15 protein-coding genes are annotated in these 16,899 nt (G+C 59.0%); 4 read left to right on the top strand and 11 right to left on the bottom strand.

Annotated elements, in window-relative coordinates:
• Positions 1–247: 247 nt before the first annotated feature.
• Positions 248–880 (bottom strand): LysE family translocator, encoded by a 633-nt coding sequence (locus AKL27_RS13655; RefSeq protein WP_050463488.1) that lies wholly within the window; start codon positions 878–880, stop codon positions 248–250.
• Between the two features lie 175 nt (positions 881–1,055).
• On the opposite strand from AKL27_RS13655, the gene AKL27_RS13660 reads away from it, so the two are divergent.
• Positions 1,056–1,922, top strand: coding sequence for a LysR substrate-binding domain-containing protein (locus AKL27_RS13660; protein WP_050463397.1), 867 nt, complete (start codon positions 1,056–1,058; stop codon positions 1,920–1,922).
• Between the two features lie 176 nt (positions 1,923–2,098).
• Positions 2,099–2,446: a GFA family protein gene (locus AKL27_RS13665; RefSeq protein WP_050463398.1), complete on the top strand. Its 348-nt coding sequence runs from the start codon at positions 2,099–2,101 to the stop codon at positions 2,444–2,446.
• A 14-nt stretch (positions 2,447–2,460) separates the two neighbouring features.
• Here AKL27_RS13665 and AKL27_RS13670 read toward each other — a convergent pair whose 3' ends face one another.
• Positions 2,461–3,237 (bottom strand): AraC family transcriptional regulator, encoded by a 777-nt coding sequence (locus AKL27_RS13670; RefSeq protein WP_050463489.1) that lies wholly within the window; start codon positions 3,235–3,237, stop codon positions 2,461–2,463.
• Between the two features lie 124 nt (positions 3,238–3,361).
• Here AKL27_RS13670 and AKL27_RS13675 point away from each other — a divergent pair, with 124 nt between their 5' ends.
• On the top strand, positions 3,362–4,177 hold the full coding sequence (locus AKL27_RS13675; protein ID WP_050463399.1) for a sulfite exporter TauE/SafE family protein: 816 nt from the start codon (positions 3,362–3,364) through the stop codon (positions 4,175–4,177).
• A gap of 84 nt (positions 4,178–4,261) precedes the next feature.
• Here AKL27_RS13675 and loiP read toward each other — a convergent pair whose 3' ends face one another.
• The 9 genes from loiP to AKL27_RS13720 all read right to left on the bottom strand — a co-directional run bounded on the left by loiP (position 4,262) and on the right by AKL27_RS13720 (position 15,859).
• Positions 4,262–5,047 carry a metalloprotease LoiP gene (gene loiP, locus AKL27_RS13680; RefSeq protein WP_050463490.1) on the bottom strand — a complete coding sequence of 262 codons (786 nt, stop codon included), beginning with the start codon at positions 5,045–5,047 and terminating at the stop codon, positions 4,262–4,264.
• 360 nt (positions 5,048–5,407) lie between these two features.
• Positions 5,408–7,003, bottom strand: a complete 1,596-nt coding sequence (locus AKL27_RS13685) for a gamma-glutamyltransferase family protein (RefSeq protein WP_050463400.1) — start codon at positions 7,001–7,003, stop codon at positions 5,408–5,410.
• Between the two features lie 124 nt (positions 7,004–7,127).
• The gene (locus tag AKL27_RS13690; RefSeq protein ID WP_083439038.1) at positions 7,128–7,829 is read right to left on the bottom strand and encodes a GntR family transcriptional regulator; all 702 of its coding nucleotides are present in this window, start codon (positions 7,827–7,829) and stop codon (positions 7,128–7,130) included.
• Positions 7,826–8,818, bottom strand: a complete 993-nt coding sequence (locus tag AKL27_RS13695) for an ABC transporter ATP-binding protein (protein WP_050463401.1) — start codon at positions 8,816–8,818, stop codon at positions 7,826–7,828. Before AKL27_RS13695 ends, AKL27_RS13690 begins: the two co-directional genes overlap by 4 nt.
• Positions 8,815–9,930, bottom strand: a complete 1,116-nt coding sequence (locus AKL27_RS13700; protein ID WP_083439039.1) for an ABC transporter ATP-binding protein — start codon at positions 9,928–9,930, stop codon at positions 8,815–8,817. Before AKL27_RS13700 ends, AKL27_RS13695 begins: the two co-directional genes overlap by 4 nt.
• On the bottom strand, positions 9,930–10,823 hold the full coding sequence (locus tag AKL27_RS13705) for an ABC transporter permease (RefSeq protein WP_050463402.1): 894 nt from the start codon (positions 10,821–10,823) through the stop codon (positions 9,930–9,932). Before AKL27_RS13705 ends, AKL27_RS13700 begins: the two co-directional genes overlap by 1 nt.
• 18 nt (positions 10,824–10,841) lie before the next feature.
• Positions 10,842–11,798 carry an ABC transporter permease gene (locus tag AKL27_RS13710; protein ID WP_050463403.1) on the bottom strand — a complete coding sequence of 319 codons (957 nt, stop codon included), beginning with the start codon at positions 11,796–11,798 and terminating at the stop codon, positions 10,842–10,844.
• Positions 11,799–11,858: 60 nt separating this feature from the next.
• Positions 11,859–13,478, bottom strand: a complete 1,620-nt coding sequence (locus AKL27_RS13715; RefSeq protein WP_050463404.1) for an ABC transporter substrate-binding protein — start codon at positions 13,476–13,478, stop codon at positions 11,859–11,861.
• Between the two features lie 329 nt (positions 13,479–13,807).
• Entirely contained in the window at positions 13,808–15,859 is a 2,052-nt protein-coding gene (locus tag AKL27_RS13720) for a TonB-dependent receptor (RefSeq protein WP_050463493.1), read from the bottom strand.
• A gap of 450 nt (positions 15,860–16,309) precedes the next feature.
• On the opposite strand from AKL27_RS13720, the gene AKL27_RS13730 reads away from it, so the two are divergent.
• Positions 16,310–16,882: a HupE/UreJ family protein gene (locus tag AKL27_RS13730; RefSeq protein ID WP_050463406.1), complete on the top strand. Its 573-nt coding sequence runs from the start codon at positions 16,310–16,312 to the stop codon at positions 16,880–16,882.
• Positions 16,883–16,899: the final 17 nt, after the last annotated feature.

Raw genomic sequence — 16,899 nt, forward strand, 5'->3', positions numbered from 1 at the left:
GCCAACATCGCCGCCGTGCTGGCGCCAACACTGACCGGTATTTTGTCGGCACGCTACGGTTACTCATCCATGTTCATCGCCACGGCGGTCGCGACCGCTATCGGTGTGTTCGCCATGTTGCAGGTTCGTCCCGGTGTTGGTCCGACGCCGGTCAGCAAACGCACTTGATTGTGTTACCGGGTCAGCGCCGCGCCGGTGCTGACTGTCCCGCCGCATATCTGCATCAGCTCCCTTTGCCAGTCATGATTCATTTACTCATGTTGGCAAAGGCGAGTGACATTCCCAGCGCCATCAATACCAGACCGGTCACTTTATCTGCCAGCAACTGACGCTTCAGTATTCGCGCGCACAATGCCGGTTGCGAGAAAAACAGCGCCAGCGCCGCGAACCACAGCAGGTGCACCAGCGACATGAACAAGCCATATCCGAATTGCACGGTCAGTGACGTATGCGGTTGCACTATTTGCGTCAATGTACTGACGACAAACAATGTCGTTTTCGGATTCAGTACATTCGTCAGAAAACCTGACCTGAACATCGCCATGCCGGAAATCGCCGGCGCCGGGTCATTCGATCTGACATCAGGTTTTGCCGTCAGACGCGTACGGTTGGAAAACGTTTTCCAGCCGACATACACCAGATAGGCGGCGCCGGCGATCTTGATCGCAAAGAACAATTGCGGCACCTCTGCAATCAGCAAACCCACGCCAAACATGGTGTAGCACACGTGAATCTGCACGCCCGCCGCAATACCGCAGGCCGCCAGCACGCCGGCGCGTCGTCCATGCAAATAACTGTTGCGCGTCACCATGGCGAAATCAGGGCCCGGACTGATGGTGGCGAGCAGGGTGATGACAGCGACCGCGACGATGTCATTCATGATGCATAACGCCGGCATCGCTGGAAGGGAATGACTGCATGCATGGAAACGGCTCCTGTTGATTGAATATGCCGGACTGGCATCAGGTACTGATTATCAGCAAAGCCGGATGGCTTGAAAAACGATTTATACTGCCAGCAATCTGTTACAAAAACTCACCTGTTCATCATCAGCGATGCCGCCACCACTTCCGGTCAATGCCTTGCGTTTCTTCGATGTTGCCGCCCGACTCGGGAGCTTCGTCAAGGCCGCCGATGAATTGCATTTGACGCATGGCGCCGTCAGCCGCCAGATTCGTCTGTTAGAAGATACGCTCGGCGTGACCTTGTTTGAACGCCGCAATCGCGCCGTCTTTCTGACGCCGGCCGGGGAGCAATTGCAAGCGGCGACCCGGCATGCCTTCGACCATTTGTCCAATGTCGTCGCCACCTTGCGCCGACCGCCGCACAACACGCCGCTGGTGGTGTCATGCGAGCCGACCATTGCAATGAAATGGCTGATCCCGCGTCAGAGTGATTTCTATCGCCGGCATCCCGGTATCCAGTTGCATATTGTTGCCGCCGGCGGTCCGGTCGCTTTTGGTCGCGACGGCATCGACGTCGCGTTGCGGCGCAATGATTTCACCTGGGATGCCGACTTTCATGCCGAGAAAGTCAGTGACGAACAAATCGGTCCGGTGTGTGCGCCATCGCTGGTTAAGCGCGGGCGCATCGATCTCGGTAAACAAATACTGCTGCATACGGCATCCCGCAAGAGCGCATGGTCAAGCTGGCGCAAGGCCACCCGCGCGGCACCGGACCATGCTGGCAATCAAACGTATGAACATTTTTATCTGAGTCTGCAAGCTGCCGGCGCAGGACTCGGGGTGGCGATGGGTTCGGCATTCATGGTGCAGGAAGAACTCGGCAGCGGGCGACTGACAGCGCCATTCGGATTCGTTGCCGATGGTTCGGCTTACTATCTGCTGTCGCCACTACCGATCGACAGCGATCCGCGCCGGGCAGTATTCCTCGCCTGGCTCCAGGAACAGATGGCGCAATAATCCCGGAGTGCGGGGCGGGCTGCCGATATCAATTTGGCTTGCATGTTCCGGCGCAAATCCGGCATCATGCAGGCTCTGCCAGCAGCAATTCCGCGCCATACGGATAGCCCGCGCAGCAGGGGATTTCAAAACAAAAATCAAAACAGCAGACAACCAGTAACACGGAGGAAAGCCAAATGAAATACCAGGGAAGTTGCCATTGCGGTCAGATTGCCTTCGAAGTCGAAGGCGAGATTCCGGAAGTCATGTCGTGCAATTGCTCCATGTGCCAGCGCAAGGGCACCTTGATGTGGTTCGTTCCACGGTCATCCATGCGCTTGCTGACGGCGCGCGACAAGATGAGCACGTATACCTTCAACAAACATGTCATCAAGCACTATTTCTGTCCCACCTGCGGTATTCATCCATTCGGCGAAGGCGCCTCGCCGACCGGACAGGAAATGGCGGCAATCAATGTCCGCAGCCTGGAAGATATTGATTTGTCGACACTGACGATCAGGCACTATAACGGCCGTGAGGTCTGACCAGATTCTTCTGGTCAGACCTGCACCCCGGCATCCAGATAGCTGCTCGGCGGCGAGCCCAGCAAACGCCTGAACATGGTTGAAAATGCGGCCGGGCTGTCATAGCCGAAATCCAGCGCAATACGGGTGACAGCGTCGCCGGCGGCCAGCCGTGACAACGCCAGCACGACACAGGCGCGCTGGCGCCAGGCCGCAAATCCCAAAGCGGTCTGGCTGCGAAAGAAACGACTGAAAGTACGGATGCTCATATGCAGTTGCTGCGCCCAGCGTTGCGGTGAATCGTGGGCATCCGGCTGTCGCAGGAATTGCTGACACAAGCGCAGCAGACGCGCGTCACGCGGCAACGGAATATGCAAGGGCAGGGCAGCCATGTCGGCCAGTTCGTGCATGGCCAGCGCAATCAGCGCACCGTCGCGGCCGTGCTCATCATATTCCGGCGCGATGTTTACCGCCGTCACCAGCAATTGCCGCAGCAACGGCGACACTTGCAGCACCTGACACACCGGCGGCATCTGCGGCATGGCATCCGGTTCCAGATACAAGCTGCACGTCCTCACCCCGAGCATCTTTACCTGATGCACCGTGCCGCAAGGAATCCACACCGCATGTTGCGGCGGCACCAGCCAACTGCCATCGCGCGTGGTCACCTGCATCACGCCGGTGGCGCCGTACAACAATTGCGCGCGGCGGTGCCGGTGACGCGGCAACAGATAGCCATGGGGATAATCGGTGCCGATGGCGACTACCGGACGGTCGACGTCATCAAACTGGTCAATATGGACATTAAGCATGGCAACGGATTGAAATGGTGGCCGAAATGCGAACATTATTGACCGATATGCTGAAGCGGGCAATCGACGCACTGGTTATCGTAGCGATGTCATTCATCATCGCGTTCAGCGCCGGCCATCCATCATGCTCTATCTCATCCTCGCCGCCTGCGGCGCAGCCAGCGGATTAACCACCGTACTGTTCGGATTCGGCGGCGGCTTTGTCGTGGTGCCGTTGCTGTACCACATGCTCAAGACAACTTATGGCGAATCACACATCATCGGCCAGTCCGCCATGCATATCGCGGTTGCCACTTCCACTTGCGTCATGATCGTCAACGCCGTCATCGCCAGTCGCCGGCATGCGCGCGCGGGCAACCTGGATACGTCTTATCTGTGGCCGCTGGCGGGTTACATCAGCATCGGTGCCGTACTCGGTGCCGGCGCCGCAGTCCTGGCCAGCGGCACGGTGGTGCGCATCGCATTCATCGCCTATCTGGCGCTCACCATCATGGATTGCGCACTGCGCCGCGGTTTCCTGCAACAGCCCGCGCAAGCCAGGCCGCAAGCGCTCGGCATGTTGAAAACCACGGGCGGCGGCGTTGTCATCGGTCTGATCGCGACGTTTCTCGGTGTCGGCGGCAGCGTCATGACAGTGCCGTTGCTGCGCCGCTGCGGTCTGAGCATGACCCAGGCCAGCGCCATGGCCAATCCACTGAGTCTGCCGGTGGCCATTGCCGGTACGCTGACGTATATGGTGTTGGCCTGGTATCAACCGGTGGGGTTGAGGGCCGGGTACATCGGTTATATCGACCTGATGGCATTTACCGTACTGACGCTCGGCGCGTTAGTCGGCATGCGCTGCGCCGGCCCGCTGATCGGACGCATGCCGGACCGGATGCATGCGCGCATTTATCTTGGTTTGCTGCTCATGGTGCTGGTCAGCATGCTGGCCGGCTGACACACCGGCCGCGCATATCCGAAAAAAAACGCCGGCAAGCCTGTCTGGCTGCCGGCGTTGCACGCTCCTGCACAAGCTGGAAAATTACTTGTTCTGGTCGATACGTTGCTGGATGTGCTTGGCACGATCTGTCGACGACGGATGCGAACTGGTCATGCTGGCCGAACCGCCAGTTCCGCCGTCCAGCTTGGCCAGTTTTTGAAATGCCGTCACCAGCCCCTTGCGATCCATCTTCATCTTGGTCAACTGATCGAACGAGTAATCGTCGGCATCACTTTCCTGCGATTGCGAGAATTGTGCATTGATGACTTTTTCGGTCAGGTCACCCAGTTGCGATGCCGACAAGGCGGTTGCCACGCCATTGCCGGTAGCGCCGGCGGCAGTGCGCGCGGCAGATACCGCATACGCTGTTTGCATGGCCTTCTTGGAATGACCCAGTGCAACGTGCCCCATTTCGTGGCCGATGACGCCGCGCAATTCACTATCCGTCATCATGTCCATCAAACCGCTGTAGACCCGGATACAGCCGTTCGACATGGCCCAGGCATTGACATCCTTGGTCAGGTAAACCTTGTAATTGGTCGGCGCGCCATTGATGGTCGTATCGAAACCCTTGACCACTTTTTGCAGGCGCACATCATATTTGCTTTTCGGCGCCGCAATCTTGTTTTGCTTGTCGCTGGCGGCACAGGCTTCATCGGACATGGTCTTGACATCGGCGTCGTTCAGCGACGCCGCCTTGAATGCCGACGTGCCGGCGCTCATCACGCTATCCATATTGACGCCGGCCACACCGCCGGTGGAAGTGGAAGCGCAACCGCCCAACAACAACATTGCCGCAACTGCCGATACCTGAAGCTTGAAATTCATTTTGACATCCCTTTTTGAAATTTTGTTTTGATTACTGATGGAAACGATGCTGACCAGCGAAACAGTCAGCGCAGATGGCAACGTCTTTTCCGATTGCGACCTACCCGCTCAAGACCGGCATTGCACCAAATAAGTTCACAATAAAAAACAAATAAATCAGAGGAATTGATTCAAATATTGCGGAAGAAAAATTTTTCTGTGACGCCGCCGTTGCCTTATATACACAGGGTAACCACCGGCATCCAAATTTCATGAACGGGGAGGGTGCCGCCGCAACCCGAACCTGCAAGACATTGCAGAGGTAGCGACGGCCGGAAGAAAGGAAGAAATTGCGTTGCTGCAACCAGTCCGGCAATGCGTTCAGAAACCGGCGGCAACCCCATCTGAGCGAGGATCGGAAGCGCCTTCCATCATGCCGTCCGGATGTCGCACAATCGCACCGGCATGCCCGAGCGCCGAGTCGAATGCTTCCATCACATCAACTTGATGTCCACGCGCCCGCAAGGCATCGAGCACCGCGGCCGGAAAGCGTGATTCCAGTTTGAGCGAATCCGAACTCTGGCCCCAGGTGCGTCCCAGCAACCAGCGTGGCGCACTGATGGCGGTCTGCAATGGCTGTCCGAACACCACGTGCCGGGTAAATACCGCCGACTGGCTTTGTGGCTGACCGTCGCCCCCCATGTTGCCGTACACCATGACGCGGCCATCCTTGAGACGGGCGGCTGCCGGATTCAAAGTGTGAAACGGTTTTTTGCCGGGCACCAGTGCGCACAGATGGGTCGGATCGAGCTGGAAGGAAGCACCGCGGTTTTGCCAGTTGATGCCGGTTTGCCGCAGCACAATACCGCTGCCGAACTCGTGATAGATGCTTTGGATAAACGATACCGACAGACCGCTGGCATCACAGGTGCCCATCCAGATCGTATCGCCCGGGCCTTTGCCTTTACCCCATGGTGCCGCCTTGCCAGTCTCGATGCCGGCCGCCAGTGCATCCAGTGCGGCCGGCGCCAGCAAGGCTTGCGGATCAACCGTCATGTGCGCCGGATCGGTAATGAATTGATCGCGCAAACCGAATGCACGTTTGGTGGCTTCCACCGCCAGATGCACGTGATCGGCGCTGTCGGCTTCCACTCCGGCGAGGCCGACGCGATCCAGCACGCCAAGAATCGCCAGCGATACCAATCCTTGCGTTGGCGGTGCGGTATTGAATATGGTGCCGGCGCTGTGCTCCAGTTGCAACGGTACTTTCAGTTCCGCATGATGCGCTTGCAAATCTGCCAGACTGACCGGCGAACCGGCCGCGGCCAGATCTTGTGCGATGCGCTGAGCCAGCGGGCCGCGATAAAAACTGTCGAGACCGTCCGCCGCCAGCGCCTGGAGCGTAGTGGCCAGGTGCGGATTGACGAAGTTGCTGCCGGGCGCAGGAATCTCGCCGTGCGGCAAGAACACGTCGGCAAAGCCGGACATGTCCTTGAGTTCACCGAGCTTGGAACGAATCGTCGCCGCCTGACCATCGGTGACAGGAAAGCCGGACTGCGCATAATGAATCGCATCGGCCAGCAGCGCCGACAACGGCAACTTGCCACCGATCCGTTGCGACACTTTCAGCGCGGCATCCCAGCCCGAAATGGTACCGGCGACCGTATTGGCGGCCAGTGGTCCGCGAAACGGAATGGCGCTCAATCCGCGCCCGCGGTAAGTATCGACATTGACCGCTGCGGCGGCGGCACCACAGGCATCGATGGCCAGTGTTTCACCGTCGGGCTTGACGATCAGCCAGAAGCCGTCGCCGCCGATGCTGTTCATGTGCGGATACACCACGGCAATCGTCGATGCCGCAGCAATCATGGCTTCGATGGCATTGCCGCCATCGCGCAAAATGGCCAGTGCCGCCTGCGAAGCCAGATGATGGGGAGCAACGGCCATGCCGCGTGCGCTTCGTTTGGTATGGATCATGAAAAGAGGTCCTTGTCGACGGTCGAAATGCAATAGTGAAGGTATTTGTATGCGCTGGCCAGTCACCATCAACCGTTTGCCGGGTGACTGTTGCGCATGTGTTACGACGACATGATGGCCGCTGTCATTTGCTGCCGCCAATCACCGCCAGACGGTCACTGACCGGGCGGGTAGCAGCGCTGCGGGCCGACATCAGATGGCTGCGCATTTCCCGATAGGCAATGATGGCATCGTGATTCAGAATCGCTTCCACAATCACGCTATGCTCGGCAAACGATTCGCCGACCCGCTCCAGATTGCGAAACTGGGTGCTGCGAAACGGCGCCACCCGGTCGCGCAGGCTGAGTGCCGTTTCCGCCAGCACCGCGTTGTGGGCGCCATGAATGATCAGCAAATGCAATTCCACGTTGAGCCGGTCGTATGCTTTGCTGTCGCTGGCCTGCATCGCTGCCCGGCCGGCCGCATGCACCGCGCGCAAGGCATCCCGTTCGGCTTCGCTCATGCGCAATGCCGCATGACGGGCGCAGGCCGCTTCCAGTTCGCCGATGGCTTCGAACATCTGATCCAGCCGCTCGGCGGTCATGCTGGCGACGATGGCGCCGCGATTCGGGCGGTACACCACCAGCCCGCTGATCGCGAGTTGTTTCAAGGCTTCACGCACCGGCGTGCGCGATACCGCAAAGCGCGATGCCAGCATGACTTCATCCAGACGCGCGCCCGGTTCGAACTGTCCCATCACGATATCGCTGGCCAATTGCTTATACACATCTTCAGCGATGCGGCCACGGATTTTCGTGTCACTGACAACCACGCTGGCGGCTGTCATGCAACCGCCGCAGTCGCCGGCAACGACACGCCAATCGGAAACCAGCAGGCTGCCTTGCTGACGCCATACTGTTCCATCGGCGGTTGTTCGACCCGGCAGATATCGGCGGCATGGGCGCAGCGCGGTGCAAATGCGCAGCCGGCCGGCAGCGCGGCCAGGTCCGGCGGCGCACCGGGAATCGCGGCCAGCCGGTGGCCACGATCCGCTTCACTAACGGTCGACTGCAACAAGCCGGCGGTGTAGGGATGACGCGGTCGTTGCACGATGTCGGCAACCGCCGCCTGCTCGACAATGCGACCGGCATACATGACGGCAATGGTGTCTGCCATTTCCACCGCAGCGCCGATATCATGCGTGACGAAAATCACCGACATGCCGGTTTCACGTTGCAGCGAGCGCAGCAACAATAGAATCTGGATTTGCACCGTGGCATCAAGCGCCGTGGTCGGTTCGTCCGCCAGCAGCAATTTGGGCGCGCACGCCAGCGCCAATGCAATCATCGCGCGCTGGCGCATGCCGCCCGACAATTCATGCGGATAGGCATCATAGCGGCGCGGTGCTTGTGGTATCTGGACCTTTTCCAGCATCTGCAAGGCGCGCGCCCTGGCATCTTTACGACTGCGCTTTTCATGCGCCCGGATTGCTTCGGAAATCTGCTGGCCAATGGTGTACACCGGGTCGAATGCCAGTCCCGCTTCCTGAAATACCATCGACACCGTACCGCCGCGATACTGTTCCAGTTCGCGACCGCGCATCTGCAACACATCGACGCCATCGACCACGATATTGCCGCTGATGCGGGTACTGCGTTCCGCATGCAAACGCAACAGCGTGCGCAAGGTCACGCTTTTGCCGGAACCGGATTCGCCCAGCAAACCCAGCACGTGACCAGCGGGCACCTCGAAACTGACCTGACTGAGGGCACTCGCAGTGCGATTGCCATGAAACTGTACCGACAGATTATTGACCGACAACAAGGGCGCGCTCATGCTGCCACCCGCGCCACGGCATCAGGATGTTCGGAAGCCGGATCATTCAAGTGACAAGCGGCCATATGATTATCGCCATCGCTGAGCAGTTGCAGCGCCGGTACCTGGATTTCGCACACCATCCGCGCATGCGGACAACGACTGCGGAAACGACAGCCGGACGGCGGATCAATCGGATTCGGCGGATCACCCGACAACGGCGACGCCATGGTGCGATTGGCCGGGTCCATTGACGGCACGGCCGACAACAGGGCGCGCGTGTAGGGATGCGCCGACTCGCCATAAATGCGCTGCACCGGACCGATCTCCACGATCTGTCCCAGATACATCACCATCACGCGGTCGCTGATGTAGTGCACCACATGCAAATCATGCGAGATGAACAAATACGTCAGTTGCCGTTCTTGCTTCAATTCCTGCAGCAGGTTCAGTACCTGGGCCTGTACCGATTTATCGAGCGCCGCCACCGCTTCATCCAGAATCACCAGACGCGGCTCGAACGCCAGCGCGCGGGCAATGTTGACGCGCTGTCGCTGGCCGCCCGACAATTCATGCGGATAACGCATCGCAAACTGGCCCGGCTCCAGACCGACCCGCGCCAGCAAATCGTTGGCACGGGCAGTGGCGGCGGCACGATCCAGACCGTGCACATGCGGGCCATAGGCAATCGTTTCGCCAATCGTCAGGCGCGGATTGAGTGAGGCGTGCGAATCCTGAAATACCATTTGCAGGTTTTGCCGGAAATCCTTCAGCGCCATACCGCCAAATTCGGCAACACCGTCGCCATCGAAAATCATGGCGCCGCTGTCGGGCGGCATCAGGTTGGCGATCAGCCGCGCCGTGGTTGATTTGCCGCAACCGGATTCACCGACGATGCCCAGTGTCTCGCCCTTGCCAACGGAAAAATTGACGCCATCAACGGCATGCACTGCTTTGGCTTTGCGGCCAAACAACTTGTCGACCACGCTGTTGCGAATCGGAAAATGCTTGGTCAGTTGATTGACGATCAGCAACGGTTGCGCCGGTCCGCCGCGTTCTTTGTGTGGCGATTGATCGGCAGCGTCGGCGGCCAGGCCGCCGATCAGGGTGGTATCGAAAATATCGGTCAGCATCAGTGAATATCCATCGCAGAACGTACGCTGTCAGCCAGCAGGTTAAAGGCAATCGAAGTCACGAAGATGAATACGCCGGGCATGGCGGCCACCCACGGATTGTTGTAAATGGCAGCGCGCAACGTGTTGAGCATCAGGCCCCATTCCGGTTCCGGCGGCTTCACCCCCAAACCCAGAAACGACAGGCCGGACGCCAGAATCAAACTGACGCTGATGAGGCCGGTGGCATACACGAACACCGGTCCCAGCACATTGCCGAGCACGTGAACGCGGATGATGGAAAAGGCCGACGCGCCGCTCATGCGTGCCGCTTCGATGTAATCGAGCTTGCTGACCTGGGTGGTGACGCTTTCGGCCACCCGCACCACTTGCGGAATGAAGATCAGGGTCAGCGCGATGATGCTGTTGCTCATGCCGGGGCCGAGCGCGCCGGAAATCGCCACCGCCAGCAATACCGATGGAAAGGCATAGAACACATCCAGCACCCGCATCACCACGGTATTGAAGCGGCCGCCGATATAACCGGCGAACAGGCCGATGGAGGTACCGATGCCGAAGGCAAACAGTACCGGCAACACGCCCATCAGCAGCGACAAACGACCGCCATACATCAGGCGCGTGAGCATGTCGCGCCCGAGTTCATCGGTGCCGAGCAGATAACCGGCACTGCCGACCGGCAGCAGACGGCGGATCATGCTGCCCTTGTAGGGATCGGCAGGCGCCAGCCATGGTGCGAACACCGCCGCCGCAATAATCGCCAGAATCAGCAATGCGCTGGCCACGGCGACCGGATCGCGCCGTACTTGCCGCCACACCAGCATCCAGTAATTGCGACTGACCGGAGCGCGCGCCACTTGCATGCGCGCCGGCGCCAGAGAAAAGGAGAGAGCCATGAAATCCTTGATATCAGGTTAGCTGTTACGGCCCATGCGCGGATCGAGCAACGGCTGGATGATGTCGACCGCCAGATTGAGCACCACGAAGAACATGCACAACACCAGAATCGTGCCCTGCAACAAGGGCATGTCACGCTGGAAAATCGCGGTGTTGAGCAAGAAGCCGGTGCCGGGCCAGGCGAATACGGTTTCGACCAGAATCGAGCCGCCCATCAGATAACCGATTTGCAAACCAGCTACGGCCAGCACGGTCGGCGCGGTATTTTTGGCGACATGCCGAAAGATGGCGCGGCTGTTCAGACCGCGTGCCCGCAAGGCGATCACGAAATCCTGCCCCAGCATATCGCCGACCAGTGCCCGCACCGTGCGGGTGATGATGCCCATTGGAATCACCGACAAGGTGATTGCCGGCAATACCAGATGCCGCATATGGGCGTAATCCCACAGCCAGCCGGCCGAACCGCCGGGGCCGGCACCCATCGCCGGGAACCACGACAACCACACGGAAAAGATAATGGTCAGTACCAGTCCCAGCCAGTAATGCGGCACGCTGACGCCCACCACCGACAAGGCGCTGGCAACGCGATCAACCCAACTGCCCTGACGATAACCGGCCACCGCCCCCAAGGCACAACCAAGCACCACGCCCAGCAGACCGGCCACACCTGCCAGTACCAGCGTATTGCTGACGGCGCTCAACACTTCGGTGACCACCGGCCGGCCGGAGGCAATCGATGCCCCCAGATCACCATGCAAGGCGCGCCACAGCCACAAGCCGTACTGCACCGGCACCGGCTTGTCGAGACCATAAGCGGCCTTGAGTGAGGCAATCACTTCCGCCGGTGCATCGGACGGGGCAATCGCATTGAGCGGATCGCCCGGCGCCAGATAGACCAGAATGAATGAAAACGCCGTCACGCTGAGCGCAATCGGAATCGCATACAGCAGACGTTTCAGAATATAGGCAAGCATGCATCTCTTTCAGAAAATACCCGGGCGCCGGACATCGTGGCGATATCCGACGCGTACGCTTTACATCGCAATCGTGGTCAAATCCTGAAACCAGTGCTGCGCCTGCACGAAACCTTTGACCTTGGGCGAGATGACATGCGGATTGGTGTCATGCACCACCCACAACATCAGGGCATCGTTGACCATGATCTGATGCACCTGTGCCAGCAAACCGTCTTGCACTTTCGGATCGAAGGTCGTGCTGATCCTGGCCAGCAGGGCATCGACCTGGGGATTTTTGTAGCCACCCCAGTTGACACCGTTCGGTGCAATATATTTGCTGTCGACAAAACGGGTGATGGCGTAGAACGGATCCGCTGTCACATAGCCCAGATTGATGGCCGAGATACCCTTGCTGACATTGGCCGGGGCCGCGGCGCCGGAACGCCAGTTCAGATACAAGCCTTCCAGTTCCACCACTTCAAACTCAACCTGAATGCCGACTTCCTTGAGGCTTTGCTGAATGTACTCATTCATGGGCAACGACAGCATCTGGCCGGTGCCGCCTTGGGCGATGATGACTTTGGCTTTGAGCGGCTTGGCCTGGCTGTAGCCGGCTTGCGCCATCAGGGCGCGCGCTGCGGCCAGATCGTATTTGATATCGAAAGTCGGCTTGCCGAACCATGGATTGGTGACATCAACCTGACCTTTGGCCGGTACCGCCAGACCGTTCATGAGCGCCACCACTTCCTTGCGGTCAATCGCCAGATTGGCAGCCTTGCGCACGCGGATGTCGGTCCATGGCGAACCGGGCAGGGTGCTGAAATGGTAGGGCCAGACATGCGGCGTGACATTGCTCACCAGTTTGAAACCGGCGCTCTTGAGTTGCGCCACGGCATCCGGCGGCGGCGTTTCAATGATGTCGACCTGGCCGTTCATCAGCGCGTTGGCGCGCGTCAGGGCGTCGGGAATCGGCATCAGGACGATGCGGTCAGTCTTGGCGATGCGGGTCTTGTCCCAGTAGCCGGCATTCTTGACCAGCTCGGCGCGCTCACGCGGCACCAGCTTGTCCAGCTTGAACGGACCGGTACCGGATGGCTGCGCGGCGAACTTGTTCCAATCCTTGCCGAGCTTTTCCCATTGCGCCGGGCTGGAAATCAGAAACCATGGCAACTGATACAGGAACAGCGCGTCGACTTCCTTGGTGGTGATTTCTACCGTGTAGTCATCGATCTTTTTATAACTGGCAATCGACGGAATGCGTGAACGTACCTGCGCACTTTGCTTCGGATCGAACTGTGCCGATTTGTCGTTCAATACCTTGTCCAGATTCCAGATCACGGCATCGGCCTTGAAATCCGAACCATCATGGAACTTGACGCCCTTGCGCAGCGTGAAGCTCCATTTCTTGTTATCGGCCGGATTGACCTTCCAGGCCGTGGCCAGCCCTGGCACCAGCTTGCCGGGACGGGTCGCGATATTCGATTCCCACGCGACCAGCGGATCGTAAATGGTATGGCCGGTGAACTGATAGGCACCGGCACCGCGATCCGGTTGCCCGGTGGTCAGCGGAATATCGGACATCGAAATGCCGTAACGGGCCACTGTCTCGGCCTGTACCGGCGCATGCAACATGAGCGCAACCGGCGCCAGTAAAAGCCAGCGCGATAATTTTTTTGTGATGGATGACTTGCAATGCATGGAAACCTCTTGAGTGATTGGTGAGGGTGATGACCTGCGTACAAAAGCAGTTTGCGTGCCACCAAAGAGGTTTTGCCGAATGTTTTTTCAGGACAGCCGCGTCATGCGGCCCGGGCGGAAGATTGTATTTGACGCGCGTGCGGCAGCAGCGCGGTGCAGAAACCATGGTTCACGGTTTGCATGCAAGATGACGGGGATTTACTGTTTTATGGCTGACTTGCATGCACCGGAACGGCGCGCATCAGAAAAATTGCAATACTGCAAACGGCGGGTAGTGAGGACAAGACGGCCACCGCAACGCGCGGCGACCGTCATCGTGCAAAGATGCCTCAGAAGTTGCGGGTCAGGGTCAGGCGAAACGTGCGCGGCTCAACCGGATGGAAGTGAATGTCATTGACCCCGCCAGTCGCTTCACCGTTCAGGCGCGACGGATAGTAATAGTCGATGTCACTGGCCTGACGGTCGAACAGATTGAACACATCCAGCGTGACGCGGGTTTTGGCATCCACCTTGTAGCCGACCCGGGCATACGCCAACGTGGTCGATTGCGAGCGCACGCTGTTATCTTCAATCAGTGGCCGCGGACCGAAATAGCGTAGCTGGAAAGCGCCCGACCAGCGTCCGAGATCCGTCACGCTGACCCCGAACGAGGCCACCTTGTTGATCGCCCCCGGAATATTGTTACCGGCCGGATCATCCTGCGTATAACGCGCACGCGATGCGGCCAGATCAAGATCGAACATCAGCCATGGCGTTGCAATATAGTGATTGTTCCATTCGATGCCATGCCGGCGGCTGGCCCGGCTTGGCTGGGTTTCGCCGGCATCGCCGACAAACACCAGCTCCGAATCGATATCGAGACGCCACAGTGCCAACGAACTTTGCAAGCCCGGCACAATTTCGGTACGCACGCCAAGTTCGGCGCCGCGCGTGCTGACCAGCGGCGTGACCGGACTGGCCGGGCCGCCGCCGGGCAACCGGGTCTGCGTGGTGCCGCGTGCATCATTGCTGTGAAACCCTTTGCCGTAATTGATGAAGTACTCGGTCTTGGCCCACGGCCCGAAGATCAGCGACAGCTTGGGCGAAGCAATATGATCGCGTGCACTGCCGGAGTTGCCATCGATACTGCTGTCGACATTGAAGCGATAGCTGTCGTAACGAATGCCGGCCACGGTACGGAATTTCTCCAGCCATTGCGTAGTGTTTTCGGCATACACCCCGAGACTGCCTTCCTTGACCTGGCTTTCACTGACGGTGGCAATGGTTTGGCGCGCTACCGTGTTGTACAACCCCACCGGCGACAGCTTGTCGTACCGGGCCTGCATGCCGATCTTGTTTTGCATTGCCATGCCGGCCACGGTGGTGAACCAGGTCTGACTGGCATCGAACCCGAGCATGGTGCGCTGCTCGCGCTGATGGAATTGATCTCCCTCGGTCTCATTGTTCAGAAAGTAGCCGAAGTTGCTGTACAGATTCAGCTTCGAACGCACGGCATAGGCATTGAATTCGAACAGCCCGGCGTCATTGCGCTTGTGCATCGCATACGACAAACTGTAGCGGGCGGTATCGCCGCCATCGGTCGGGTCAATCGCACCGTAGCGGCCAATCTGGCCCGACTGCACTGCGCGCAACGGAATCTGGTCGGTGGAATTCCAGGTGTTGTGATACGCCATCGCGGTCAGGCTGAAACCATCGGCCTGCGTACCGCCGCTGTAGCGCAATACGGCGCTGTACTTGCGCTCGCCTTCGGGAATATCCCACGGTCCGTTGTTGCGGGTGACTTCCAGTCCGTACAACAGATTGCCGTTGCCGAGTGCCAGCGAGTCCGCCAGTAGCGCGCGCTGATAGCCATGGCCGCCAATCGACAATGCCGCCACGCCTTGCGGCAGCGTATTTGCCAGTCGCATGTGGGCCGCCCCTGCGGAGGCAAAATCACCTTCGTCGGCAAAGTAGGGGCCCTTTTTGTAATCGATGCGTTCGACCAGTTCCGGGATGATGAAGTTGAGATCGGTATAGCCTTGGCCGTGGGCATGCGTGCGCATGTTGACCGGCATGCTGTCGATCCAGGTCGCGAAGTCGGTGCCGTGATCGAGATTGAAGCCGCGCAGGAAATACTGATTCGCTTTGCCATCGCCACTGTGCTGGGTCACGATCATGCCCGGTACGAATTCCAGCAATTCACCGGTGCGCAAAGCCGGCCGGTTTTCAATCAGTTTCGCGGTGACACTGCCCTGGCTGGCCGCATCTGAGCTACCCACGGCATTGTCATAATGACCAGTCACCGTTACCGCCCCCAATCCACTCTCGTCAGCCGCCATCACCTTCAGCGCTGCCAGCGCCAAAGAGATTGCTGCGGTCAGTTTCTTTTTATTGCCTCGCATCGCCATGTCCCTTGATTTGATTTTTTCGGTCGTATGATAATTTAATTATTTGTCATACAACGATGTCATAGCAAAAAACAGACCATGACGGACGCAGCGGCGTGCCAGCGGAAATGCCCGTGCGCCCGGATTCATCTGGCATTCAACTTTGCAGTTATGCATGACAACCGGAATACAGCTATGCACCGGGACCGCAATGAAGTCGGTGTGCCAGCCCCGAAAAGCCGCATCTGCTGCGGTTGTTGCGTCATTCAGGTGCAACGGCGCTGCTGGCATGTTTATTGAATGTGCGGCTGCATACCAACAACAATCGGAGACCAGCAAACACTGCGGGCGACAGCGTCGATGCGACCATGTCCGGCCCGCCAGCCACGTTTTCTTGTACCGGCGCAGGAATTGCCTGCCGGATGCAGCCGACCTATTTCGTCTTTTTCAATTCAGGAGTTTCACATGCGCAGCAAAATCATTTCCCCGTTGATCGCCATCGCCGCGCTGGCGTTTTGCGGCATCGCCCAAGCTCATCCCGGTCATGGCGGCGGCTTCGCTGCCGGCCTCGAACATCCTTTGTCAGGTGCCGATCACCTGCTGGCCATGATTGCGGTGGGGATCTGGGCCTTCCAGCTCGGCGGGCGGGCGAAGTGGCTGGTGCCGGCATGTTTTGTGGCCATCATGGCCGGTGCCGCCGGACTCGGCATGACCGGCGTCGGCTTGCCGATGATTGAAAGCGGCATTGCGGCATCGCTGCTGGTGCTCGGTTTGCTGATCGCATTCGCGGTGTCGGTGCGGCCGGCAGTCGCAGGCGCTGTCGTCGCCGTGTTTGCAGTGTTCCACGGCTATGCGCATGGCGCGGAAATGCCGTCGATGGCATCGCCGTGGCTATATGGCGCGGGATTTATTGCCGCCACCGCGGCATTGCATGGTGTCGGATTGATGCTGGGTCGCAGTGTCGCCGGCAAAGCGCTGATCCTGCGCGCCGCCGGTATCGCGGTGGCGACGGCAGGTGCGTGGATGATGGCGAGCTGATCAGTACCTGACAGACT

Origin of the sequence: Herbaspirillum autotrophicum, from assembly GCF_001189915.1 — a bacterium.
GTDB classification, from domain to species: domain Bacteria; phylum Pseudomonadota; class Gammaproteobacteria; order Burkholderiales; family Burkholderiaceae_D; genus Herbaspirillum; species Herbaspirillum autotrophicum.